The 24,707-nt window shown below is 41.7% G+C and carries 17 protein-coding genes and 1 tRNA gene; 5 read left to right on the forward strand and 13 right to left on the reverse strand.

The features are described from left to right. Positions 1–152: 152 nt before the first annotated feature. The gene (locus PSH48_RS11420) at positions 153–2,630 is read left to right on the forward strand and encodes a PilZ domain-containing protein (protein WP_273611597.1); all 2,478 of its coding nucleotides are present in this window, start codon (positions 153–155) and stop codon (positions 2,628–2,630) included. Positions 2,631–2,820: 190 nt separating this feature from the next. Here PSH48_RS11420 and serB read toward each other — a convergent pair whose 3' ends face one another. After that, positions 2,821–3,837 carry a phosphoserine phosphatase SerB gene (gene serB, locus PSH48_RS11425; RefSeq protein ID WP_273611598.1) on the reverse strand — a complete coding sequence of 339 codons (1,017 nt, stop codon included), beginning with the start codon at positions 3,835–3,837 and terminating at the stop codon, positions 2,821–2,823. Positions 3,838–3,988: 151 nt separating this feature from the next. Here serB and PSH48_RS11430 point away from each other — a divergent pair, with 151 nt between their 5' ends. Then, positions 3,989–4,609 carry an AhpA/YtjB family protein gene (locus PSH48_RS11430; protein WP_004586158.1) on the forward strand — a complete coding sequence of 207 codons (621 nt, stop codon included), beginning with the start codon at positions 3,989–3,991 and terminating at the stop codon, positions 4,607–4,609. On the opposite strand, the gene PSH48_RS11435 is transcribed toward PSH48_RS11430, so the two are convergent. The 7 genes from PSH48_RS11435 to PSH48_RS11465 form a co-directional block, all read right to left on the reverse strand. Next, entirely contained in the window at positions 4,576–5,343 is a 768-nt protein-coding gene (locus PSH48_RS11435) for a TatD family hydrolase (protein ID WP_273611599.1), read from the reverse strand. The two genes, PSH48_RS11430 and PSH48_RS11435, sit on opposite strands and share 34 nt — an antisense overlap. A 12-nt stretch (positions 5,344–5,355) precedes the next feature. After that, positions 5,356–5,994, reverse strand: a complete 639-nt coding sequence (pdxH, locus tag PSH48_RS11440) for a pyridoxamine 5'-phosphate oxidase (RefSeq protein WP_273611600.1) — start codon at positions 5,992–5,994, stop codon at positions 5,356–5,358. 351 nt (positions 5,995–6,345) lie between these two features. Continuing rightward, positions 6,346–8,088, reverse strand: a complete 1,743-nt coding sequence (gene argS / locus PSH48_RS11445) for an arginine--tRNA ligase (RefSeq protein ID WP_273611601.1) — start codon at positions 8,086–8,088, stop codon at positions 6,346–6,348. A gap of 62 nt (positions 8,089–8,150) precedes the next feature. Next, positions 8,151–9,740, reverse strand: coding sequence for a peptide chain release factor 3 (gene prfC, locus PSH48_RS11450; protein ID WP_004586154.1), 1,590 nt, complete (start codon positions 9,738–9,740; stop codon positions 8,151–8,153). 289 nt (positions 9,741–10,029) lie between these two features. Next, positions 10,030–11,064: an HlyD family secretion protein gene (locus PSH48_RS11455; protein ID WP_054982739.1), complete on the reverse strand. Its 1,035-nt coding sequence runs from the start codon at positions 11,062–11,064 to the stop codon at positions 10,030–10,032. Positions 11,065–11,088: 24 nt separating this feature from the next. Further along, positions 11,089–12,633 (reverse strand): MFS transporter, encoded by a 1,545-nt coding sequence (locus PSH48_RS11460; RefSeq protein ID WP_273611602.1) that lies wholly within the window; start codon positions 12,631–12,633, stop codon positions 11,089–11,091. Continuing rightward, positions 12,633–14,141: an efflux transporter outer membrane subunit gene (locus PSH48_RS11465; RefSeq protein ID WP_273611603.1), complete on the reverse strand. Its 1,509-nt coding sequence runs from the start codon at positions 14,139–14,141 to the stop codon at positions 12,633–12,635. Before PSH48_RS11465 ends, PSH48_RS11460 begins: the two co-directional genes overlap by 1 nt. A gap of 239 nt (positions 14,142–14,380) precedes the next feature. Here PSH48_RS11465 and PSH48_RS11470 point away from each other — a divergent pair, with 239 nt between their 5' ends. Together PSH48_RS11470 and PSH48_RS11475 are read left to right on the forward strand one after the other, a co-directional pair. Next, complete coding sequence (locus tag PSH48_RS11470; RefSeq protein ID WP_273611604.1) at positions 14,381–15,049, forward strand: TetR/AcrR family transcriptional regulator; 669 nt, start codon at positions 14,381–14,383, stop codon at positions 15,047–15,049. Positions 15,050–15,477: 428 nt separating this feature from the next. Then, positions 15,478–18,150 (forward strand): ATP-binding protein, encoded by a 2,673-nt coding sequence (locus tag PSH48_RS11475; RefSeq protein ID WP_054982743.1) that lies wholly within the window; start codon positions 15,478–15,480, stop codon positions 18,148–18,150. A 48-nt stretch (positions 18,151–18,198) separates the two neighbouring features. On the opposite strand, the gene rimI is transcribed toward PSH48_RS11475, so the two are convergent. The 3 genes from rimI to PSH48_RS11490 form a co-directional block, all read right to left on the reverse strand. Continuing rightward, positions 18,199–18,666 (reverse strand): ribosomal protein S18-alanine N-acetyltransferase, encoded by a 468-nt coding sequence (rimI, locus tag PSH48_RS11480; RefSeq protein ID WP_273611605.1) that lies wholly within the window; start codon positions 18,664–18,666, stop codon positions 18,199–18,201. After that, positions 18,653–18,958 (reverse strand): hypothetical protein, encoded by a 306-nt coding sequence (locus PSH48_RS11485; RefSeq protein ID WP_273611606.1) that lies wholly within the window; start codon positions 18,956–18,958, stop codon positions 18,653–18,655. Before PSH48_RS11485 ends, rimI begins: the two co-directional genes overlap by 14 nt. A 64-nt stretch (positions 18,959–19,022) precedes the next feature. Further along, positions 19,023–19,099: transfer RNA gene (locus PSH48_RS11490), tRNA-Trp, on the reverse strand. A 703-nt stretch (positions 19,100–19,802) separates the two neighbouring features. Here PSH48_RS11490 and PSH48_RS11495 point away from each other — a divergent pair. Then, a complete protein-coding gene (locus PSH48_RS11495) occupies positions 19,803–21,401 on the forward strand; it encodes a BCCT family transporter (RefSeq protein ID WP_273611607.1) in 1,599 nt (532 codons plus the stop codon). A 153-nt stretch (positions 21,402–21,554) separates the two neighbouring features. Here the strand turns inward: PSH48_RS11495 and guaA are convergent, their stop codons facing one another. After that, positions 21,555–23,132, reverse strand: coding sequence for a glutamine-hydrolyzing GMP synthase (gene guaA / locus PSH48_RS11500; protein ID WP_024033152.1), 1,578 nt, complete (start codon positions 23,130–23,132; stop codon positions 21,555–21,557). Between the two features lie 96 nt (positions 23,133–23,228). Next, positions 23,229–24,698 (reverse strand): IMP dehydrogenase, encoded by a 1,470-nt coding sequence (gene guaB, locus PSH48_RS11505; RefSeq protein WP_273588741.1) that lies wholly within the window; start codon positions 24,696–24,698, stop codon positions 23,229–23,231. Positions 24,699–24,707: the final 9 nt, after the last annotated feature.

Below are 24,707 nucleotides of genomic sequence, written 5' to 3' on the forward strand. Positions count from 1 at the left end.
CATTTAACACATAATAACAAGAGTTAAACTGTACTTACACGAAAAATCGTACCTATATTAATAACATAGCACGATGTTACGTTTATTGAATTTTTCAAATAAATGGACTTTACAGTATACCTACTTTTCAATTAGACGGTGACGATTTATAAATGGCTGAAGACATACTGCTCAAACACGAAGACCTCGTAAATGAGCTAAAAACCTATTTAGGTAACGCAAAGTTCGACCTAATTTTCAAATCTAAAACGGCAGGTTTAACAAAGCCTGAGCAGTTTTTAATGAAAATGGAAATGTCGCGCCTATCTCAGCCAGTTGCCCGTTTTGTTGACCTGCGAGGCTTAGTAACAGGCCAAGTTCGCCCGTATGAGCACAATGGTAAACAACACTTTATGGATGACACCGCCATAGAAGTATTTGAGGCAGCCTTAAAACAACACGGCGGCTATACTTTAGCGGTATACGAAGCGGTAATGAATACCGAAAACAACCATCGCGTACTACAAAAACAAGCACAAGAGCAAAGTGATACACAAGTTGAAAACGACACTCTGACTACCAGCGTAATAAAATTTGCCTCTTATGAAAGCCGCTCTGAGGAGCGAATGAACTACTCGATTAAAGTTAAAATTGAGTACAACGATAAGAAAAACATTGCCGCGAGTACCTCAGATATTTCTTTGAGTGGTTGTAAAATTAAGCTTCCTACCCGCCAAATTATAAAAAAAGGGCAGCTAATTGCCATGCGGCTAGTAGGGCTTGAGCAAGATTTTGAGCTAGGCCTTAAAAATGGCATTCAATATGAAGTAGTTGCAGTTGAAAACATATCTCGTGAATATAACCACATTCGTTTAAAGCGTACTTTTATAGAAAAAAATGAAGCATTCGATAATTTTTTAGATAGCTTTATAAACGGTAATAAACGCCGCTATAAAGTGAACTTAGATAACACCCTAGATGCTTTGGTTTCAAAGGGTTATGAGCAATATTATATTCCGCGCGTTACCTCTTTATACGTATTTTTAAGTAAAAAAGGCGAACAAATTGTTCCTAGTTTAAGCCTAACCACTGAAAATAATATTTTTATTCAGCGCTATTTTACTGATGAACGAAAAGTGCCCTGCTTATATAGCATTTTAAATAATCAACGTATTAGCCAAATGCTTACCCAAGTAAACGCAGTAAAAGAAGATTACTTATATACGTTTACTCATGTTTCTGCAGGAAAAATCTATTACTACTCAGCCACGCGTACAGAGCTTAATAACAACCCTAAATTAAGAAACCTATTTTTAGGGTTTGGTAGCCAAAAAGACAGCTGGCAATGCTTTAAATTACAAGTTATGCCAAGCCACCCAGATGATTCGTTTATTCCATTATCGTTGCCTAATTCGGCGGGTAAAAACATAGAAAAGCTAAATAAGCCACCTTCTCCAAGAGTGGCAGGCCTTATAAAAGATGTAAAATATATTGCGGTTTTAACCACCATTGGCAACAGTGAAGAACAAGCGCATTATAAGAAGCAGCCCTACGATAAGGCGTTAGTTAACCAGCTTAAACATTTTGGCCACGCTAAGCATAATAAGCCTCCTTATTTAGATATTGTGCCACTAGAGTATGTAAATTTACGCTCTCACAAACGATACTTATATAAAACACCTGCCGAGCTTACGTTTGAGGATAAGCAGTATCAGGCTCATACTCGGGATTTTTCGGTTATGGGTTTGCAATTAGAGTCAGCCTCGCCGGTTAGCTTTAAAAAAGGTGATATTGTTTTACTGTCTTTCCCCGATTTACAAAAAATAACTAAAAAGCATAATTTAAGTGAGCTTAAATACGAAGTGATGGCAATTAGTAAGTCGTTAACGACCATTAATTTAAAAGCCAACAGAGTTGCTGACTTACCACATGCAGGGGTTAACTTTTTTACCCAATTAATTCAAAGTAATAAAGATAAATTAAAAGTGTCTGAAGAAGCCCCTAAAATAGAAGGCCTTTCTACCGCACTGAGAAATATGGTGACCAAAAGTGTGTGCCAATTCCCGCTTTATTTACATAAAGAAGCAAGCCACTTTATTCCAGGTGCCATAGGTTTTGGTTTATATGCCAGCCCAATTCACGTGATTTTACAAAATTTTGGCTTATTAAATAATAAAACTGACCTAAGCCATATTTTAACGCAGCAACAAATTATTGATGTGATCACCCCAAGCATTAAAGATCGTAGCCGACAAGACCCGCCTTTGCCGTTTACACTCGCAATTAATTTTGACCCTAAACAAGAAAACATTGAAAAGGCTGTGACGAGCCAATGCGTACTAGGGGAAAACTATTCAAGCTTTAGTGAGCAAATTAGCGCAGGCGTTAAATCTGAGCTGGTATTTGTTATGCGCTTGTACTTATCGCGAACGGGTCGCCCAGATACAGATTACCTATCAAACGAACTTAAATATGTAAGCCAATATGCAATGCACAAAGCAAAAGACATAGAAGAAGCGCTGTGGGCAGTATCTGGGGTGGGTGATATTGTAGATATAACCGACGAAGCGCTTAGCCATTTAGAGTTAGATCAAAAGCAGGTCGCTCAAATGGGCCGCAGAAAGCTGTTATGGTTAAACCGCTTGCGCTAAGCGGCTTAATACCAATCGACTTAAACGTTTATAGCGTGCTAAATAAAGCGTTAGCGCCGTTATAAACTTCTCAAATAGAACAACTACATGTCGAAATTTATGCCTTGTTATCACGCTATTTATCTGTCGCTATAAATGTCTAAATAACTTAACCCGATTGGTATAACTTATTTTGGTGGATATTCTCAGGTTACTTATTTAAGGGAATAGCCAACATATACAACAATTGCAGTAACGAGCCCTGACATATAGCCGCTTGCGCTTGCTCCACTACTTTTGGTTTACCGTGTACGGCAACGCCTAACCCTGCTTTTTCCATCATGAGCAAATCGTTTGCACCATCGCCAATGGCTACCGTTTGCGTATTTGCTAAGCCCAGCTTTTGCTGCAGTGTTTCTAAAACAACCGCTTTTTGCTGCGCATCAACAATGGTACCAGAGACTTTTCCTGTGAGTTTATCGTTTGCAAATTCAAGCACATTAGCATGTACTTCATCTAAATTAATCAGCTGCTGCACACGCTCGGCAAAGGGTACAAACCCGCCTGACGCTATAGCAAGATACCAATTATGCTGCTTTAATATTTGGCATAACGCTTTAATACCTGGCATTAATGGTAAGGTGTTTTTTAAGTCTTCAATTAAGCTTTGCTCTATGCCGGCTAACTTTGCTACACGCTGATTTAAACTTTCGCTAAAATCTAGTTTGCCCGCCATTGCAAGCGCGGTCACAGAAGCCACATCGTCATATACATCTGCTAAACGTGCAATTTCATCAATGCACTCTATGGTGATGGCGGTAGAGTCCATATCCATAACCAGCAGCCCTGGCTCATATAGGTTGGGTGGCGTTGTAACTTGCACTAGCTGAAAATCAAGCGTGTTTGCAAACTCTCTTAGCGCAAGCGGGTTAATTATTTGCTCTGCCTCTGGGCTATAAAAACACAGAGCTGGGGCTAACCCTAAGTCGGGCTGATATTGACATACAGCGGTTACTTTAAGCGCGTGCGTTTTTAAAAAGTCGATAATGCTCGTTACATGCTTTAGTTCGAAATCGCCCGCAAACGCAATACTAAATAACCCAACGGTTTTATCTGGTATTGTTTGAGCAGGAGTAAAACTCCCTTCTTTGTAATCAAACCATGTGTTTAGCGTTAAAGAATGTAATGCTTGCTCAGCAGCTGGCTGTGCCATGTTCATTTGCGACATGGGTTCTCCGTGTTTGTTATTTATTTTTCTAATTTGGCGTATCAATTAGGGTATTCATAACGCTAAATTCGCCATCGGGGTAGATTTAAGGTTATAGTTAGCGTAGTTGTAACATCAAATCAAAATGCTGTCAGTAGCATATACGGTGACTATGAAAAATAACCATATAAAAAGCCCTTTGTCTGCATCACAAAGAAAGCGAATCGTTCGCTTGTTATTGGCTGCGGGCTGTTTTGTATTACTGAGTTTTGTAGGTGTTAACAGTAGCTTTGAAAGCCACCAACTACTTTATAATAGTGCCGATAATACTGCCAAAAGTTTAACCTCATTTATGGCACTTAATGCTAAAGAGCCATTGCTTGCTAAAAATAAGCCACAGCTTAGAGCTTTGTGTAATGATATAAGCAAAGACGAGTTTGTACTTTCAGCCACAATTTACGATCAGCAAGGCGTACTTATAGCCAGCAGCGATCACTGGCAATCGCACCACATATTTGGCCAATTACCAGAGTCTACCCCAGGGATTAGTAAACTAAAAACCCCATTTGTTGAGCCTGTTGTAAGCGACATAGATAAGCCTTTAGGCTTTGTATCTATTACTTATTTAACCCGCGCGGCGATATCTGACAGCCACAATCACTTTCATGATTTAGGCAGGCAAGTTTTATTAATGCTAGTAATAGCCTGTATTTTTACATGGCAGCTAGGGCGAGGCCTAAAACGTTGGCAGGTAAATCGCTATATGCAAAAAACCTCAGAGCAAGAATCGTAAAGCTGCTGAGCAAGTTCGGCTTTATTAGTATTTGGCTTTAAGCTGCATAAAACTTCAAATACAGCAGGAATATGCGCAGGGGTGTTAATTTCTCCCTGATGGCCACTTAATGGCATTGAGGGCGCATCCGTCTCAAGCACTAAATGCTGCGGTTCTATTTGAGCAATTACATCACGGGTTTTTGCTGCTCGTTCATAAGTAATAACGCCACCTACACCTAATTTAAAGCCCTGTTTAATATAATACTGTGCTTGTTGCATGGAGCCTGAGTATGCATGTATCACGCCGCCATATTTTGGCTTGCAGCGCTTAAACGCATGCGCAATTAAATCATGGCTTTGCCTGTGATGCACAATAAGCGGCAGCTGGAGCTCGTTAGCAAGGGTAATGTGTTGCTCAAATAGGCTGGTTTGTTTTTCAAGGTCATCAATACTTCTATCAAGCCCGCACTCCCCTATTGCCACCAGCTGCTTTTTATTGGCTTTTGCAAAATCGAATAACTGCGCTAAGTGAGCATCTTTATGCTCATCTAAAAAGTAAGGGTGAAGCCCTGCGGCAATATGTACTTGTGGGTATTTAGATTTAAATTCAATTAGTTGCTGAGATTGCGCCAAGCTAATACCTGGCACAACAAAGCGCTCAACGCCTTTAGCCATACACTCTTTTATGAGTGCTTCGCGGTTTGCGTCAAACTCAGTAAAATCGAGGTGGCAGTGGGAATCTATAAACTTCACAGCGTAAACCGGTTAAGGGTTTAAACGTGTTATTTGCCAGCTATTATCGGTTTGGCGCTGATATATAAAGCGGTCATGTAAACGGTGTGCGCCACCTTGCCAAAACTCTATTTTAGAAGGGAGTACGCAGTAACCACCCCAAAAATCAGGCAATGGAATTTCACCATTAGCAAATTTACTCTTCATATTGGCAAAGGTTTCCATAAGCACTTTGCGCGATGAGACCGGCCTGCTTTGCGCTGAGGCCCATGCTGCTAATTGGCTTTCTTTAGGGCGCGATAAAAAATATTTAGCGACTGCAGCCGTCGGTAATGGTTTTGCCTCGCCGTATACAATCACTTGGCGCTCCATATGATGCCACGGAAAATGCAGCGATATTTTGTTATTGCCTTTTAGCTCTTGCGCTTTACGTGAGCCGGTATTAGTAAAAAATACAAACCCGTTATCATCTAAATGTTTTAGCAATACAATACGCTGTGAAGGTTGCCCGGTTTCATCAACCGTTGCCACAACCATGGCCGTTGGATCTGGGATATTACTGCCCACAGCATGCTCAAGCCACGTTTCAAATTGTTTGAATGGATCATTTTGCAAGTTATCCTCGCTTAGTGCGTCTTGCAGGTATTCACGGCGGATGTCTTCGAGTTTCATAAACAAATCCTTCTCTGTTTATTAAAGCGTATGTGGGTAAGTAAGGTCAGGCAATCAATAGTAATCAGTAATAAGAACAATTTTATATTTTGGGTTAGTGCTTGGTTAATGTTGGGTTTCGTTTCACTCAACCCAACCTACGGTGCTATCAGCTATCAGCTATCAGCTATCAGCTACAAAATTGATTAACTTACAAAAGTTCGTCAAGTAAAGCCTAAAATCATCTGCAAGTGTAGGAGTGCTAGCAAGGCGGTAAAACTATTTATGCCAAGGAGCATACGGTTTGTATGTGACTTAGGCTAAATAGTTTTACCAACGCAGCTAAAGCGAATTACACGAAGCAGAAGGTGATTACATTTGCTCCATGACTTCAATGCCTAACAAATCCAATCCTGTTTTTAGTGTATCTGCCACTAAATTACATAACACTAAACGGCTGTCACGTACGTTTGGCTCTACGCCTTCTTTTAGTACTGGGCAGGCTTCGTAGAATGTCATGTATAGGCTAGCTAGCTCGTATAAGTAGCTACATAGTACGTGCGGAGTAGCCTCAGAGATCATTAAATCAAGGACTTCTTCAAGCTGTAACAGTTTAAGCGCGAGTGCTTTTTCTTGCGGCTCAGCTATAGCAACATCTGCATTTAGCGTAGCGGCATCGACACCTGATTTACGGAAAATACTGCGTACACGGGTATAAGCATATTGTAAGTAAGGTGCTGTCGCGCCTTCAAAGCTTAACATGGTGTCCCAGTTGAAAATGTAATCGCTGGTACGATGCTTAGAAAGATCAGCGTATTTAACAGCGCCAATACCTACTTTACGCGCAATTTCGCTGCGATCATGATCTGATAAATCAGATTCACGCTCAGCAAGTTTTGTTGCTGCACGGCTAATTGATTCTTCAAGTAAATCAGCAAGTTTTACTGTACCACCAGTACGGGTTTTAAATGGTTTACCATCGGCGCCCATCATGGTGCCAAACGGGCAAAACTCATAGCTTGTTTCATCGCGTAAAAGGCCTGCTTTACGTGCGGTAAGCTCTACTTGATTAAAGTGAAGGCTTTGGCGTGCATCAACAAATATTAAAATACGCTCAGCGCCTAAGGTATTTGAGCGGTAGTTACACGCGGCTAAATCGGTGGTTGCATATAAAAAGCCGCCGCCAGATTTTTGCACAATAAACGCCGATGGCTCACCATCTTTATTGGCAAGTTCATCTAAAAACACCACTTGTGCGCCTTGCGACTCTACCGCTATGTTTTTATCTTTTAATAGGCTAATAATATCGTTAAGCTCACTGTTGTAAGCACTTTCAGCCATAATATCGTCTTGGGTAAGCGTTACGTTTAGACGTTTGTAAACTTCTTCAGAATGCTTAACAGAGGTCGCTATAAATAGCTTCCATAGCTTTTCACAGTGCGCGTCGCCGCCTTGTAGTTTAACTACATAGTCACGGGCTTTATCGGCAAAGCCTTCTTCATCGTCAAAGCGCTTTTTAGCATCGCGGTAAAACGTTTCTAAATCAGCAAGCGCTACCGACTCTAAGTCTACGCCTTGACTAATTTGATCTTCTAAATGCGCAATTAGCATACCAAACTGTGTGCCCCAATCGCCCATGTGGTTTTGACGAATGACTTTGTCGCCTCTAAATTCAAGCGCACGTACAATGGCATCACCAATAATGGTTGAACGCAAATGGCCTACGTGCATTTCTTTTGCAAGGTTAGGTGATGAGTAATCTACCACGACAGTTTGCGGATTTGCGTGCTCGTTTACAGCCAGTTTTGCATCGCTGTTAGCTGCTTTTACACTGTTGGCTAAAAACTCAGGCTTTAAATGAATATTAATAAAACCCGGGCCGGCAATTTCTGTTTTTTCAGCGATGTCGGTTACATCTAGGTTATCAATAATTTTTTGCGCAAGCTCACGTGGGTTGCTTTTCATTTTTTTAGCGGCGCCCATTGCACCATTAATTTGGTAATCACCAAACTGTGGGCGTGTGCTTTGTGTAACAGCTGGGTTTGTCTCTTCTGGTAGGCCTGCTGCGGTCATGGCGGCAATGGCTTTTTCTACTAAAATAGTACGAATGTTCATTATATTATTTACCTTTGTAAGCCCGCCATAGCAGGCTTTCAGTTAACTTTAGTCAGTCGATTCTAGTTTTCGCGCGTATGGTTAAAGGTTACCTCTGGGTAACGCTCTACCGATAAGTTAAGGTTTACACGGCTCGGTGCTATGTAAGTTAAGTTATCGCCACCATCGAGTGCTAAGTTGCTTTCGCACTTACGTTTAAACTCTTCAAACTTTTTAACATCGTCGCTGCTTACCCAACGTGCCGTATTTACATTTACGCCTTCGTAAATTGCATCTACGTTGTACTCAGCTTTTAAGCGCGCTACAACTACGTCAAACTGTAGTACACCTACCGCGCCTACAATTAAATCGTTGTTAGTAAGCGGTCTAAATACCTGTACAGCACCTTCTTCAGAAAGTTGTACTAAGCCTTTTAATAATTGCTTTTGCTTAAGCGGATCGCGCAAACGAATACGACGAAACAGCTCAGGAGCAAAGTTAGGAATACCGCTAAATTTCAGCTTTTCGCCTTGCGTAAAAGTATCACCAATTTGAATGGTACCGTGGTTATGCAAACCAATAATATCGCCCGCATACGCATCTGCTGCACGCTCACGATCGCCCGCCATAAAGGTTACCGCATCAGAAATACTAATTTGCTTACCAAGGCGTACGTGGTTCATTTTCATGCCTTGGCTGTATTTACCCGACACAATACGCATAAAGGCAATGCGGTCACGGTGTTTAGGGTCCATGTTGGCCTGAATTTTAAACACAAAGCCGGTAAAGTTTTCTTCTGTTGCGATTACTTGGCGGTCATCTGTTTCGCGCGGTAATGGCGTTGGTGCCCATTGCGTTAAACCATCAAGTACATGGTCTACACCAAAGTTACCAAGGGCTGTACCAAAGTACACCGGAGAAAGCTCACCTGCTAAAAACAATTCAAGATCAAACTCATTTGAGGCACCAATTACCAGCTCTAACTCTTCACGTAATTGCTCAGCGAGTTCTTCACCAATGGCGGTATCAAGCTCAGGGTTATCTAGGCCTTTTACAGTGCGAACTTCTTGAATAGTATGACCTTGGCCTGTTTTGTATAAAACCGCTTCGTCGTTATGAATGTGATAAACACCTTTAAACTCTTTACCACAACCAATTGGCCAGGTAATAGGCGCACAGGCAATATTTAGCTCTGTTTCTACTTCATCAAGTAGTTCCATTGGGTCACGAATATCACGGTCACACTTATTCATAAAGGTAACAATAGGCGTGGTACGTAGGCGCGTAACTTCCATTAGCTTACGGGTACGTTCTTCTACACCTTTTGCGGCATCAATAACCATTAAACACGAATCTACCGCGGTCAATGTACGGTAAGTATCTTCTGAGAAGTCTTCGTGTCCAGGGGTATCAAGTAAATTAACCAGCGCATTGTTATACGGAAACTGCATTACAGAGGTAGTAACCGATATACCACGCTCTTTTTCCATTTCCATCCAGTCAGACTTTGCATGCTGATTAGAGCCACGACCTTTTACAGTACCGGCTTTTTGAATCGCTTGTCCGAACAAAAGTACTTTTTCGGTGATGGTGGTTTTACCAGCATCCGGGTGCGATATGATTGCAAAAGTCCTTCGCTTGCTAATTTCGTTGATAATATTCTGGTCTGCCATTAATAAGTTCTTTTAGTTTGATGCCAAGTTACATGCATAACATTGAGTGTATGCAAGGCAACCCGTTAAGTTGATCGTTATTAACTGGGCTTTGAGCAATTTAGTATGAATAAATTGACAACAATTAACGCCATATAGCTAATTTTTTAATAGTGGCAATTGTAACAGGAGTCGGTATAAAAGTGTGCTATCTAACTCAAAAATATCTTGGCTTTATATGCAAAAGGAAGGAGTAACTAATTTTAAGGGCCAGCAACCTGGTTACTGGCCTTGTAATTAACGCAATGTGCTACTGCGTTATTGAAATACTTGGCACCACCGACATACCTACTCGTAACTGCTTAAGCGCCGGCTGGTTTGCATCTAAGCTAATTTTAACCGGTAAACGCTGCACAATTTTGGTGAAGTTTCCCGTGGCGTTATGAGCACCAATGGCTGAGTAGCTCACGCCACTGGCAGGGCTTAGGCTATCAACGTGGCCACGTAAGATTTGCCCTGGTAGTGCATCAACTTTTATTTCAACTTCTTGGCCTACTTTTACATTAGCTAGTTGAGTTTCACGGTAGTTTGCACTAACAAACACTTTATCAAGCGGTACAACAACCAATAGCGGGCTGCCTGGGTTTACATATGCCCCTACACGCACCGATTTTTGGCCAACTATGCCATCAATAGGCGCAGTAATTTGGGTATACGATAACTTAAGCTCGGCATCTACTACACGTGCTTTAGCTTGTACAAGCACAGCTTTGGCTTTTTCAATATCGGCACGTAAAATTTCAATCTGCTGCTTTGCTGCTGCAAGGCCTGCCTGATTTTTATGCAAGTTTGCTTTTTGAATAGCCAGCTTTGCTTGTGCTTCTTCTCGTGCTTGCACAGTGCCTGAGCCATCGGTTGCTAAGTTGGTATAACGCTTTAAATTTAACTGCGCTAATTTAAGTGATGCAGTGTCGGCTTCTACCGCAGCTTGCGCTTGTTGTACCAGCGAATCTTGATAAGTTAACTTAGCTTGCAAGCTAGCTACACTTGCTTTAGCACTATTAGCTTGGGCTTTAGCGGAATCTAGGGCCACTACAAAATCGCGATTATCTATGGTGGCAATTAAATCGCCTTTTTGTACTCGCTGGTTATCTTTAATGAGTACTTGATCTACCGTGCCAGATACCTGAGGCGCCACAAAGGTAAAGTCGGCTTGCACGTAGGCATCGTCAGTTGTTTGAGTTGCACTTTGCGACTCCGGTTTATTAAGATAAATAATACTGCCTGCAACAACGGCAAGTATAGTTGCTGCAACGGTTAATTTAACTACTTTTGGTAAGGCCATAATATATTACTCAACGATTAAAATTTAAGATTTACTAAGATTCGGGGCTGGTACAAAGTTCATACATAGCGCCAGCGGAATTAATACAAGTGCTAACACACCAAGCACCAAGTAGGCATCACCTACCGACATCACTAACGATTGCTGGGCAATAACGCCACCTAATTGATCATTAGGTATGGTGTTTGCCAATGAATTACCGACCAGTGAGACGCGATCTAATAGCATTTCGTTATGAAAATGACTGCGCAGCGTTAATAGCTGCCCCACAACAGCCCCGCCAATAAGCGAGCCAAACACACGTAATGTGTTTATGGTTCCCGAAAAAAACGGCCCTTCGCTTGGGTCTAGTACACTGGTCATTAAAAATAAAATAGAGACCACTGCCATGGGCTGGCCAAATGCTTGCAACAGCTGCGCTGTGATAAATTGATCCCGATGCCATAAAGGCGTAATTTGTGCGCCGCTAAAACAGGCCAGCGCAATTAAAAATAATCCAATTGACATCACAATACGGGCGTCTACCCATTTTTTGTATAAAAGCAGTGCCACTACCGAGCCAAGTACAAGTTGTGGTAGCGCAATTAATAACCCTACTGGCGCTAGCTGTAATGCTCTATAGCTATGCAAACTGGCTAAATGGGTTGAGGACAACATTGAGCCCGACATCAACACCACTAGCAACATGGTAAGCAGTACAGAACCAATACCTAAATTGCGTCGGCCTAATAATTGCGGTCTCATAAATGGCGCTTTGTGATGCCACTCGGTTAATACGTAGCAGCCAAATAAAATTAGCCCACCAAAAAAACACACACTAATAAGCGATGAATTAAACCAATCTAAACGCACACCTTGATCAAGCGCGATGGCAATTAACGTCAAAGACGATACGCCGCATACTAGGCCTAACCAGTTTCCTTCTTTAAAGCGCGCATATTTAACACCCTCTTTTGGGAGCCCCCACGCAGTTAGTGAACCTGCAATAATACAAAGCGGAATAACTTGCCAGTAAATCCAGCGCCAGTCCGATAACACATCAGCCCACTGCCCGCTTAGCCAAATAGCTAAATTTGGGGCGAATGTAGCGGTCATGGCGTAAAGCGCTAAACCGTGTAAACGTATGTTAGGGGGTAAAAATTTAAGTGCAGCCATCATTAATATAGGAATGAGCGCGCCACTACTTACCCCTTGTACAAAACGCAGCGCAATTAATAAGTTTAAATCATGAATAAAAGGCAAAATTGCCGCAATAACGCCACATATAGTCACCATAGAAATATGAAAGCGTCTAACCGATAACGTAATGGCAAACCAAGAAGCAAAAGGCATAGCGATTAGCTCGCCAACGGTATAGGCGCTTGAAAGCCAAGAGGCATCATCTAAACTAGCCCCTATTACGCCCCTAACATCTGCTAATCCAAGTGCCCCTACTCGGTTATTTAAACCCGCCATCATAGCGGCAATAAAAATGCCTAATAGCCCAGCCAGTGCTTGTTTTGATGGCCCTGCGGGCTTAGCAACAGGTGCTGCATTTTGTACAGGCACATTAATCGTGACTGCATTCATTACTCGCCCTCCGCCTTGGCTGACATTGGCGCAAGCGCACTTTCAGGTAGCGCGTCTGGGTTCCAGCCACCACCGAGAGATTTATACAAATTTACAACCGCAATCGAGGCATTGGTTGCACTGTTATTTAACTTAGTTTGGCTTGCTAATAAATTACGCTGCGCCGTTAAAACGCTAAGGTAGTCGGCTGCCCCTTGCTGGTAGGCTCTTTCAACGGTTTGTAAAGCCTGCTTATTAAAGTCGTGAGCAATTTCAACTTTGTGATGGTGATTTTGCTGCGCAGCCCAGCCATCTACTGCGTTATCAACTTCGTGCCACGCTTTTAGTACAGTTTGACGATACGTTAATGCCGCGTTTTTCTCGCGCTCTTTAGTCAGCTTAAGCTGTGATTTTAAGCGCCCACCCTGAAAAATAGGCAAATAAACATTTGGTCCCACTGAAAAAACACGTGAATCCCAGGTTGATAAATCACTCTGCGCATACCCCTCAACCCCTAATGAGCCCGTTAAAGTAATGCGTGGGTAAAAATTCGCTTCGGCCGCGCCAATAGCGGCAACAGCACTGTGTAAGTTTGCTTGCGCTTGTAAAATATCTGGGCGGCGTTTCACAAACTCTGATGGAATAGCCGAAGGGATTTCGCTTGGCATAACGGGCGCAGCAATACGCTCGGCTAACAAAGTATTTAAGGCACGTGGCTTTTCACCTACTAGCAACGCAAGCGCGTTCATTAACACATTTCGGCGCTGCGTTTGCTCTGGTAGCGCAGCATTAATTGTTGCCAGCTCTGCTTTTGCACTAATTGTTTCAAAACGTGTACTTACACCGTTTTTTTCGCGGCTTTGTGCAAGCTTTAACACACGCTCTGCAATGGTTTTGTTTTCATTTGTTATGTTTAGCTGCGTTTGTGCACTGCGCAGTAACAAATACGTTTTAGCCACCTCGCCAGCTAAGCTAACACGCACGGCTTCACGCGCATACAAAGAGGCCTCCAGCATAGCAACGGCCCCTTCTTCAACACGTTTATTACGGCCCCATAAATCAAGTTCCCAGCTGGCATCAAAACCAAGCTGCCAAAAGTTATCAGGGTCTGAGGGCGCACCGAGTGCAACAAATTTACCATTCTCGCTCAGCCCTTCGCGCTTGTAGTCAAACCCAGCAGATACACTGGGTAAGCGGTCTGCCGATGCAATACCCAATGCCGCGCGGCTTTGGGCAATTCGGCTTGATGCTAGCTGTAAGTCAAGATTACCTAACTGTGCTTTGCGCTCTAGCTCCGTTAAAATAGGATCGTTTAAAATTGTCCACCAATTCCACGCCAATTCAGCATTACCGCGTTGTAGCTGAGTAAATTCGGGAGTTGGCTTTATAGCATCGTTGTTTATATTTGTATTAGGCTCTTCAAAGTTAGGACCCACTACACAACCCGACAAAGCCGCAGCTAATGTAAGCGCAATAGCTGAATGCCGCGAATAATTAAAAAGTCTTTTATTAAGACACTGATTAGCCATTTTTAAATCCTAAATTAATAACACAATTATTTATGTACTGTACCGCTCGGTTCGAGTGATAGGCAAAAAAAAGCTAAGCACGCTAATTGCTGCCTAGTCACACCTTAAATACATTTAAACAGGGTAATACCGATAGTTAACAGCTGCTAAAAACACCCTTAACTCAAAGCCCAAATTGAACTGTACCGCTCGGTTTGATATGCTAGGCGTAATTTAACATTATGTCAAGGTGAAATGTAATGACAAAAACGCTTACTAATGCCCAAAACACTCTGCCTCCAAGTGAATTAGAGCTTGGCGTAAAAGCACGAACGGTATTACACGCTGCACGTAAAATATTTTTAATTCATGGTTTTAACGGTGCAACCACCGACATGATCCAACGTGAGGCAGGCGTATCAAAATCGACGGTTTACGCTCACTTTGCAAATAAAGAAATTTTATTTTTAGCGGTCATTAAAAGTGAATGCGAAATATTTACAGCATCAATCGATAATATAACGTTTAAGCCAGGCAACTTAACAGAAAACTTACGCCGCCTTGGGCATGCTTATTTACAAATCGCTCTATCAGAGACAGCCATGGCTCTATACCGAATTGTTGTTGCTGAAGCCCCCCGCTTACCCGCCCTAGGTCATATGTTTTATAACTCTGGCCCGCGGGTGGTAAAAGACAAGGTCTCTAATTATTTAAAAGCGGCAGTGGAATCTAAAGAGCTTGATTTTGAAGAGTTAAACATTGAAGAAGCCACTAACCTATTTGTTGCCTTAATGCGCAGCGAGCTACATTTAATGTACTTAACTCACCCCGATCAGCCGGTGCTTAAAAAAGATATAGACCGCTGGGTAGAAGTAGCAATAAACTTTTTAGTGCGCTCTTACGGTACGGCTCACACTCAAAAGAAATAATTTTTAAATGTGTAATACTTTAAATAAATAGCATTTTAAAGCCACGCATTAATTTTAAGCGTGGCTAAATTACCCTTAATGCCAATGCCCTAACAACGCATATTTTAATGCATTGTGCTAAACACTAATAAATATAAAAATAGCGCTACGGGTTTACCCCTTGCGCTCAATTTATGACAGGCATTGATACTGCACTGTTAGCTATATAATTAAAAAACCAAGTAGCGCAGCCGCTAACTTATTTAAAACAAAGCTAAATATAGCGCCTTAAAATATAATCTCGCTCTCGGTGCTCACTAGCCGTATTTAAACCAATTATATACACACTTTTTTTACGCTAAATTAACCCAAATCAGCTTACGCTTCTTGTGTAATAAAGTCGTAACGCATATCATTGCTAGATTGCACGGAGGATAAGTAGTTTGGTCATGAAAACCAGTAAGTTAAGTATTCGATTATTATGGTATATAACCCCGCTTGTTATATTACCCTTGTTGTTTTTAGGTGGTTTTACATTAACTAACGTAACCAACTCAACACAAAAGCAGGCTGATCTTATAATGAGTCGCTTTGTTGAGCAGCAACAGCAAAAGGTTTTCAACTACATAGACTCGTTTCATTCAACAGCAAAACTACTGTCTACCTCGCCTGTTTTAAACGATTTTTTATCAAACGACATTCATGCTGATGGCAGCTATACCCGCCGCTTAGGGGCACTAATGGATGTTTTTGCCAGTTACAGCGAAGCCTACCCAGACATAATTAGTATTAACTTAGTCTCGGCCAGTGGTAAAAGTGACGCGTATTATTCTAATAATTTAACAACCGCACCGCAGTCATACCCATTTTTTAAGCAAGTACTGCAAAGTAATTTGCGCCAACAACAATTTATGGTGCAAAACAACGACGGCACCACCAACTTATTTTTTGTACAGCGCGTACAAAGTGTTGATTACTATTTAAAACGCCCACAACAACTTGGCTTTATAGTATTACAAGTTGAACCCTCTATATTAAACACCAGTATTTTAGAGGCGCCTTATAACAACACCCTAAATTTACTGCTAACCAACGACGGGCAAATTTTATTTAGCTCAGACTACAGCTTACGTGGGCAATATATTACCGAGCACGAGCTTGAACAGGTTCACGATTTAGCCGATGTAGGCACCCTTTCGACTATTGAGCTTTCGAGCATAGATAAAATAGAAAGAATGATATTTGCCGTACAAATGAGTGGCGGTTATTACTTTGTATCAACCATTCCAAAAGGCGTGCTTTATCAATCGGGTAAGGCAATTAGCTTAATCACAGGCTTAATTGTGATAATTTCGGTGATCACCCTGCCTATCCTTATTTTTGTGGTTGTGCGCAATTTACTGCTAAACCCAATTGAGCTTTTAGGGGCCGCCAGCCACCGTGTAGGTGATGGTGATTTATCGGTAAATTTACCTGCTCATACAAATGATGAAGTTGGCGTGTTGTTTAACGATTTTAACCACATGATCAACCAAATTAGACACTACCAAGAGCAGCTAGAAGAATATAAGCACCACCTAGAAGACAAAGTAGAAAGCCGTACTAAAGCGCTCGAAGCGATGAACAGCCAGCTTGAACTTGCCATAGCTCAAGCAGAGCAAGCTAACCAGCTTAAAAGCCGTTTTTTAGCAAATATGAGTCACGAGATTCGCACCCCACTTACGGCCATTATGGGCTTTACCGAGCAGTTATTAATTAACGATAAAGTGGTTAACGACAAACAGCATTTAAATACCATTTTACGAAATTCTAAACACTTACTAGAGCTAATAAACAACATACTCGATTTATCTAAAATAGAAGCAGAAAAGCTCGCTGTAGAGCAAGCACCCCTTAATGTAGTGCAGCTGGTTCACGATATAGAATCAATTATTGAACCGCTAGCACACGAAAAACAACTCGGGTTTAGCATTCATTACGAGCTGCCATTACCGCGCACTATTTATAGTGATATGACGCGTTTAAAACAAATTTTGATAAACATAGCCAGCAATGCCGTAAAATTTACCGAACAAGGCAAAGTATCAATTTGTGTGCATTATTTGCAAAGTAAGCAGCAGCTTGAATTTGTGGTTAAAGACACCGGTATTGGTATGTCTGAGCACCAAATAGAGCGTATATTTAAACCTTTTGAACAAGCCGATGCCACCACCACGCGCCGCTTTGGAGGCACAGGATTAGGTTTATGTATTTCTAAAAACTTAGCGCAGTTATTGGGTGGCGATGTTACTTTAAAAAGCGAAATTGGCATAGGCAGTCGCTTTGCTATTACCGTTGATTGCCATATTAACGAGCCTAAACAGTCACTAGAGCTTTTAACTGAGCAAGCACAGCTTATTCCAGAAAAAGACCCTTTCTTGTCGTTTGCCACTTCTAGTTTTGATGCCAACATATTAGTTGCCGAAGATAACCCCGATAACCAGCTACTTATAAAACTGCTATTACAAACCTGGGGCCTAGAGCCAGATATGGCTAACAATGGTGCACAAGCAGTAGAAATGGCGTTAGTAAACGACTACCAGCTAATTATTATGGATATGCAAATGCCTGTAATGGGCGGCCTTGAGGCAACTAAGATGCTACGTCATGCAGCCTACGATGGGCCCATTATCGCGCTTACTGCCAATGTAATGAACCATGATATAGACACATACATTGAGGCAGGTTGCGATAAAGCACTGGCAAAACCCATTGATAAAGACGCGCTTGAAAACGTGCTAGTCAGTTACTTAAATCTTGAAAAAGATAATCAGAACAAGTGGGATAGTTTACTAAAAAGTGAGAAGTTTCAACAAATTAACGATAACTATGTGGCTAACCTGCCAAGTTACTTACAAAAGGTAAACAGCTTAAAAGCCAGTAACGATGCAGAAGCACTTCGAAGCGTAGCTCATAGCTTAAAAGGCAGTGCTGGTTGTTTTAATTTTGACGATATTTACCACAGTGCAGCGCTACTAGAAGAAAACCTGCTTAGTAATGACCAAGCGCAGCGCCCCACATTAATTGTAAATTTAATTAATGCTATTGAGCAAACCATAGCTAAAAGTAAAGAAACCGCCTAAAAGCGCGTATTTTACTTTAAACGTTTATTTAGCGCTTAATTTAACCCTTTAACTAAACCCTAAGTTAAGCGCCATACCCATTAGTATGGCGTCTTCATAGCCATTCTTAGAGAACTCATCGCTTGGGTAATAGTTTTTACGTACCGACATTTGCGTAAAGCCAGCATGTTCGTAAAGCGTTATTGCACGCGCGTTTGATTCGCGTACTTCTAAAAAAAGATTTTCAGCATTTTGCTGCTCGCCATATTCAATAAACTGGCTAAGTAACTGCCTTGCAATGCCTTTACCTTGCTCACTGGGCGTTACACATATATCCATAAGGGTAAAGTCAGGCCCTGCCTTTTCACCTATATAAAAACCTACTAGGGTGTTTTCATCAAACGCCGCTAAATTAAAGTAACGGCCACCCATGCAAGAGCTCATTGTTTTAAGAGACCAAGGATGAGAGTGGCAGGCAGTTTCAATAGCCATTAATTGTGCTATTGCGCTTTCGTTTACAGGTTTAAAGTTTATCAAGGTGTGTGCTCATTAAAGCCCATAAAGCGCGCTTATCAGAAGCACTGAGCTGTGAGGTTGGTAGTGTAAGTTTATCGTCGGTTAACTGTATGTCTGGCCCTTTTAAAACATGATTAATTGTTAAAGAAGGTGCACTTAAACGTATATCACTTAATAACTGTTTGCTCAGCGCTAAAGACTCAGCTGGAGTGCTTTGTGAAACGGCTAAAGTAGGATCAGTATTTTTAGGACGATAATGCTGATTTAGTTCAAGGTTTTCTATACCAAAAATAGCTGCGTAACGTGGATGCATAACAACTCAGTAGATTAAACACTAGAACAATATATGAAGTAATAAAAACGATGTAAAGAAGAAATGGCAGGGGCGGAGAGATTCGAACTCCCAACCGTCGGTTTTGGAGACCGCTGTTCTACCAATTGGAACTACGCCCCTGCAATGTCGACGAATTATAGAGACCTTTTAGAAAAGGTAAAGTAAAAAATTAACTTTTTAGTTTAACTGCTTTTTAATTATACAAAACGCTGAATTAGCAAGCTAAATAGCGCTGTAAAGCCACTTTAGCTTTAGCAGCACTCACCTTTAAAAAAATAAATGCTGCTCAGCTTAGCGTAATTAAAACTGCAGTATGTGCTTTAAAACCGTGCGAGCTTAATAACCGCGGTACTGTTTTACCTACGCTTAGCCCAAACGCTATGCTGTAAATTCCTTCTTAAGTGTTAAATACTTTAGCTAGCATGGTGTATTTACACTTGCTGCTAGTTATTTTTATAGCGATTTAGCTTGGTTGAGTTGCTGTATACATAAACAAATCAATAACATTGGCAGCATTTATGATACAGTTTAGCGTCTAGGGGATCCGCGTTATACCAATCGTGTTAAGTTATTAGTCGCTTATAGCGACAGATAAATAGAGCGGTTACAAGGCATTAATTTTTACATGTAGTTGCTCTACCTGAGAAATTTATAACGCTGTTAGCGCTTTATTTAGCTCGCTAGAAAGACTAAGTATTTAAGTCGATTGGTATTACCACCTAATTGCATATTTCATCATGTATCTTACTTACGCGGGTCATTCACAATGCAAATATGGAGGAGCTTTACTATTAGCAGTTGCTGGTAGTTCACGCCGTGTTATATGAAGTTTAAATCAAAAAAATACAGTATCGATTCAACCGATTACCAAGTAGGACAAGATAACGTTAGCAAATGGGGCATGGATATTCATACTAATGTATTTTCTGTTTCTATTGGCCTATCTCTACTTTTTATAATTACTCTACTTGCACTCTCGCCTAACGAAGCTAAAGAGGCGATTAACTCAATAAAAAATGCAGCGCTAACTAATTTTGACTACGTATTTATGTGGGGCGCCAATATATTACTGCTGTTTGCAGTGGGTATTGCCGCTTCACCGCTGGGTAAAATTCGCCTTGGCGGCGATAAAGCAACTACAGACTATTCAACCTTATCGTGGGTATCTATGCTCTTTGCTGCAGGCATGGGTATTGGCCTTATTTTTTGGGGCGTGGCAGAGCCCAGCGCCTTTTACACCGACTGGTTTGGCACACCGCTTAACGCTGAAGCCTTTAGTGAGCAAGGCCGAGAAATGGCTTTAGGGGCTACTGTTTTCCATTGGGGTCTGCACGCGTGGGCAATTTACGGTATGACCGCTTTGTGCCTAGCCTATTTTGTTTATAACAAAGGCTTACCGCTTTCTATGCGCTCAATATTTTATCCGCTTTTAGGAGATAGAGTATGGGGCAAGTTAGGTGATGTTATTGATGTAATGGCGGTATTAGTAACCCTTTTTGGTCTTGCTACGTCGTTAGGCCTAGGCGGGGCACAAGCTGCCAGTGGTATTAGCCACGTGCTCGGCTTTAAAAGCTCTTTATTATTACAACAAGGCATTATTTTATTAATTATGAGCTTGGCTATCCTCTCTATTGTACGCGGTATGGATGGCGGCGTTAAACTCCTAAGTAATATAAATATGGGCATAGCCTTTGTGTTTCTGGGGTTAGTGTTTATTTTAAACTTTACCACGGTACTTGATTCTGCATACACAGCCGTAATAGGTTATGTTAAAAATATCATTCCTCTAAGCTCAAGCACAGGCCGAGAAGATACGCAGTGGCTACATGGCTGGACTGTGTTTTATTGGGCGTGGTGGGTTGCATACGCACCTTGCTTTGGTATGTTTGTAGCGCGTATTTCAAAAGGGCGCACCATACGCGAATTTTTAGTGTATGTATTACTCATTCCTACTCTTGTGACTACTGCTTGGATGTCGGTTTTTGGTGGTGTTGCGATTGATCAAATTATAAATGAAGTTGGTGTACTTGGCGCAAACCAAGGTATTACAGATGTAACGCTTAGCTTGTTTTATATGCTAGATGCTTATGCATTCGGTACGCTGCTCTCTCTTTTAGCTGTGGCGCTAATAATTATCTTTTTTGTTACCACCCTCGACTCCGGCTCTATTGTAATAGATAGCCTTACATCAGGCGGAAAACTAGAAGTACCTATAAAGCAAAAGCTAGTATGGGCCGTTATTGCCAGTATTATTGCTATGTTAATGCTGTGGATTGGTGGCACCGATTCAATTCAAGCATTGCAATACATTACTATTATTGCCGCCCTGCCCTTTACTATTATTTTAATTTTAGGCTGTATTAGCCTAGTTAAAGGGCTACTTACAGAAACCGAGCAACTTACACCAATCCCTGCAAAATAAACCCACCTAGCCCACTTCACTTAATGAGTTTAGTGGGCAAGAGCTAACGGTTTTTAGGCATAAAAAAAGTCCGTGTAAGCGGACTTTTTATTATTTAGATAACAAAACTATGTTTGCTATCTAAAAGGCATTAACCATTAGTAAAAACGGGTGTTATTCCCACTCAATAGTGGCCGGTGGTTTACCAGAAATATCGTAAACAACACGTGAGATACCGTCAATTTCGTTAATAATACGGTTAGAAACCACACCTAAAAACTCATACGGTAAATGTGACCAACGCGCCGTCATAAAGTCGATAGTTTCAACACAACGTAGTGATACAACCCAATCATATTTACGTGCATCGCCCATAACCCCTACCGACTTAACAGGTAAGAATACAGTAAACGCTTGGCTTACTTTATGATAAAGCTCAGCTTTGTGTAGCTCTTCAATAAAGATAGCATCAGCACGACGTAGTAAATCACAGTACTCTTTTTTAATTTCGCCAAGTACACGTACACCTAAACCTGGCCCTGGGAACGGGTGGCGATAAAGCATGTCGTACGGTAAACCAAGCTCTAAACCAATTTTACGTACTTCATCTTTAAATAATTCACGTAATGGCTCAACTAAGCCCATTTTCATATCATCTGGTAAGCCGCCCACGTTGTGGTGAGATTTAATTACGTGTGCTTTACCTGTGGCTGAAGCGGCTGATTCTATTACGTCTGGGTAAATAGTCCCTTGACCTAACCACTTCGCATTTTTAAGCTTTTTAGCTTGCTCATCAAATACATTAATAAACGTATGGCCAATGGCTTTACGTTTTTCTTCTGGATCTGATTTGCCCGCAAGGTCAGCTAAAAATTGCTCCTCAGCGTCTACTTTAACAATGTTTAAGCCAAATTTATTGCCAAACATGTCCATAACTTGCTGGCCTTCGTTTAAGCGAAGTAAGCCATTATCAACAAATACACATGTTAGGTTTTCGCCAATTGCACGGTGGATCAGCATTGCTACAACAGATGAATCAACACCTCCTGATAAGCCTAAAATAACTTCGTCATCGCCAACGGTTTCTTTAATGCGCTCAATAGCATCATCAATAATTTTGGCAGGTGTCCATAGCTTTTCACAACCACAAATATCAATTGCAAAACGCTCTAATAAACGTTGTCCTTGATGAGTGTGCGTTACTTCTGGGTGAAATTGTACGCCGTAAAAACGTTTTTCTTCGTTAGACATAGCAGCATGCGGACACGTTGGTGTTTTAGCTGTGGTGCTAAAGCTTGCCGGCACTTCCATTACTTTGTCGCCGTGGCTCATCCACACGTCTAAAACGCCGTTGCCGCCATCGGTAATATGATCTTCAATTGCATCGAATAATGCACAGTTACCCACTTTTTCTACTTGTGCATAACCAAACTCTTTTTTATCTGAGCTGTGTACACTACCGCCAAGTTGAGCTGCCATGGTTTGCATGCCGTAACAAATACCCAGCACTGGCACGCCAGCGTTAAACACGTATTCAGGTGCACGCGGGCTGTTCTCTAGTGTGGTTGACTCAGGGCCACCAGATAAAATAATACCTTGTGGATTAAATTCGCGAATTTGCTCTTCGGTCACATCCCATGCCCACAGCTCACAGTAAACGCCAATTTCGCGGATACGACGCGCGATTAATTGAGTGTATTGCGAACCAAAATCTAAAATTAGAATTCGTGAATCGTGAATATCTTTGCTCATGAAGGATCTCGTAAAGTAGATGCTAGATTCCACTAATTTGCTTAGTGGCTATAAAAGAGGGCTGGTAATTCCAGCCCCGTAATTTAAACGTGTTGTTTAACCTAAGCGGTAGTTAGGCGCTTCTTTGGTAATTTGCACATCGTGAACGTGCGACTCACCCATACCTGCAGATGTAACACGTACAAACTGCGGTTTAGTATTTAGCTCTTCAATGGTGGCACAACCCGTTAATCCCATTGCGCTACGAAGGCCACCCACTTGCTGATGAATAATCGTTGCAATTGGGCCTTTATAAGCGACGCGACCTTCAATACCTTCAGGTACTAATTTGTCAGCTTGGTTAGATTTTTGGAAGTAACGATCTGACGAACCTTCTTTTTGATCCATCGCACCCAATGAGCCCATACCACGGTAAGATTTGTAGTAACGGCCTTGGTAAAGTTCAACTTCGCCTGGCGCTTCTTCTGTACCAGCAAGCATTGAGCCCACCATTACACACGATGCACCCGCAACCAATGCTTTAACAATATCGCCAGAAAAACGAATACCGCCATCAGCAATTACTGGAATGTCACGCCCTTGTAAGCCATCTACCGCATCAGAAATAGCCGTAATTTGTGGCACACCACAACCTGTAACAATACGCGTAGTACAAATTGAACCTGGGCCAATACCTACTTTAACCGCATCCACACCTGCATCAGCAAGGGCAATTGCGCCTTCGGCTGTAGCAACGTTACCGGCAATAATTTGTAAATCTGGGTAAGTTTCACGAGTTTGAGAAACACGGTCAATAACACCTTGTGAGTGGCCGTGTGAAGTATCGATAAGTAAAACATCAACACCCGCCTCTACTAATGCAGCAATTCGCTCATCAGTACCTGCGCCAACACCAACTGCAGCACCTACACGTAAACGACCTAGCTCGTCTTTACATGCATGTGGTTTGTCTTGCGCTTTTTGGTAATCTTTTACGGTGATCATGCCTTTTAGTTTAAACGCATCATCAACCACTAAGATTTTTTCAATGCGGTGTTCGTGCATTAAACCTAAAATTTCTTCGCGCGATGCACCTTCTTGAACCGTTACCAGTTTGTCTTTTTGAGTCATAACGCTAGAAACAGGCTGTTCAAGCTTCGTTTCAAAACGCATGTCACGACCAGTAACAATACCTAGTAGGTTATTTTCGCTATCAGTAACCGGGAAACCCGAGAACCCTTTTTCTTGCGAAAGAAGCGTCGCATCTGCAATGGTTAAATCGGCAGACACAGTAACAGGGAATGACACAATACCTGCTTCATAGGTTTTAACTTTACGTACGTTTCTCGCTTGTTCTTCAATGGTCATGTTTTTATGAATAAAACCAAGACCACCTTCCTGCGCGAGGGCAATAGCTAAACGAGCTTCTGTAACAGTATCCATAGATGCTGAAATAAGCGGCAAGTTAAGTTTGATACCACGCGTTAAGCGAGTTGAAATATTTGCCGTGTGTGGCAAAACAGTAGAATGACCAGGTACTAAAAGTACGTCATCAAAGGTAAGAGCTTCTTTAGCGATTCTAAGCATTTTGGCAAC

Source organism: Pseudoalteromonas sp. Angola-4, assembly GCF_028599265.1.
Classification (GTDB): Bacteria; Pseudomonadota; Gammaproteobacteria; order Enterobacterales; family Alteromonadaceae; genus Pseudoalteromonas; species Pseudoalteromonas atlantica.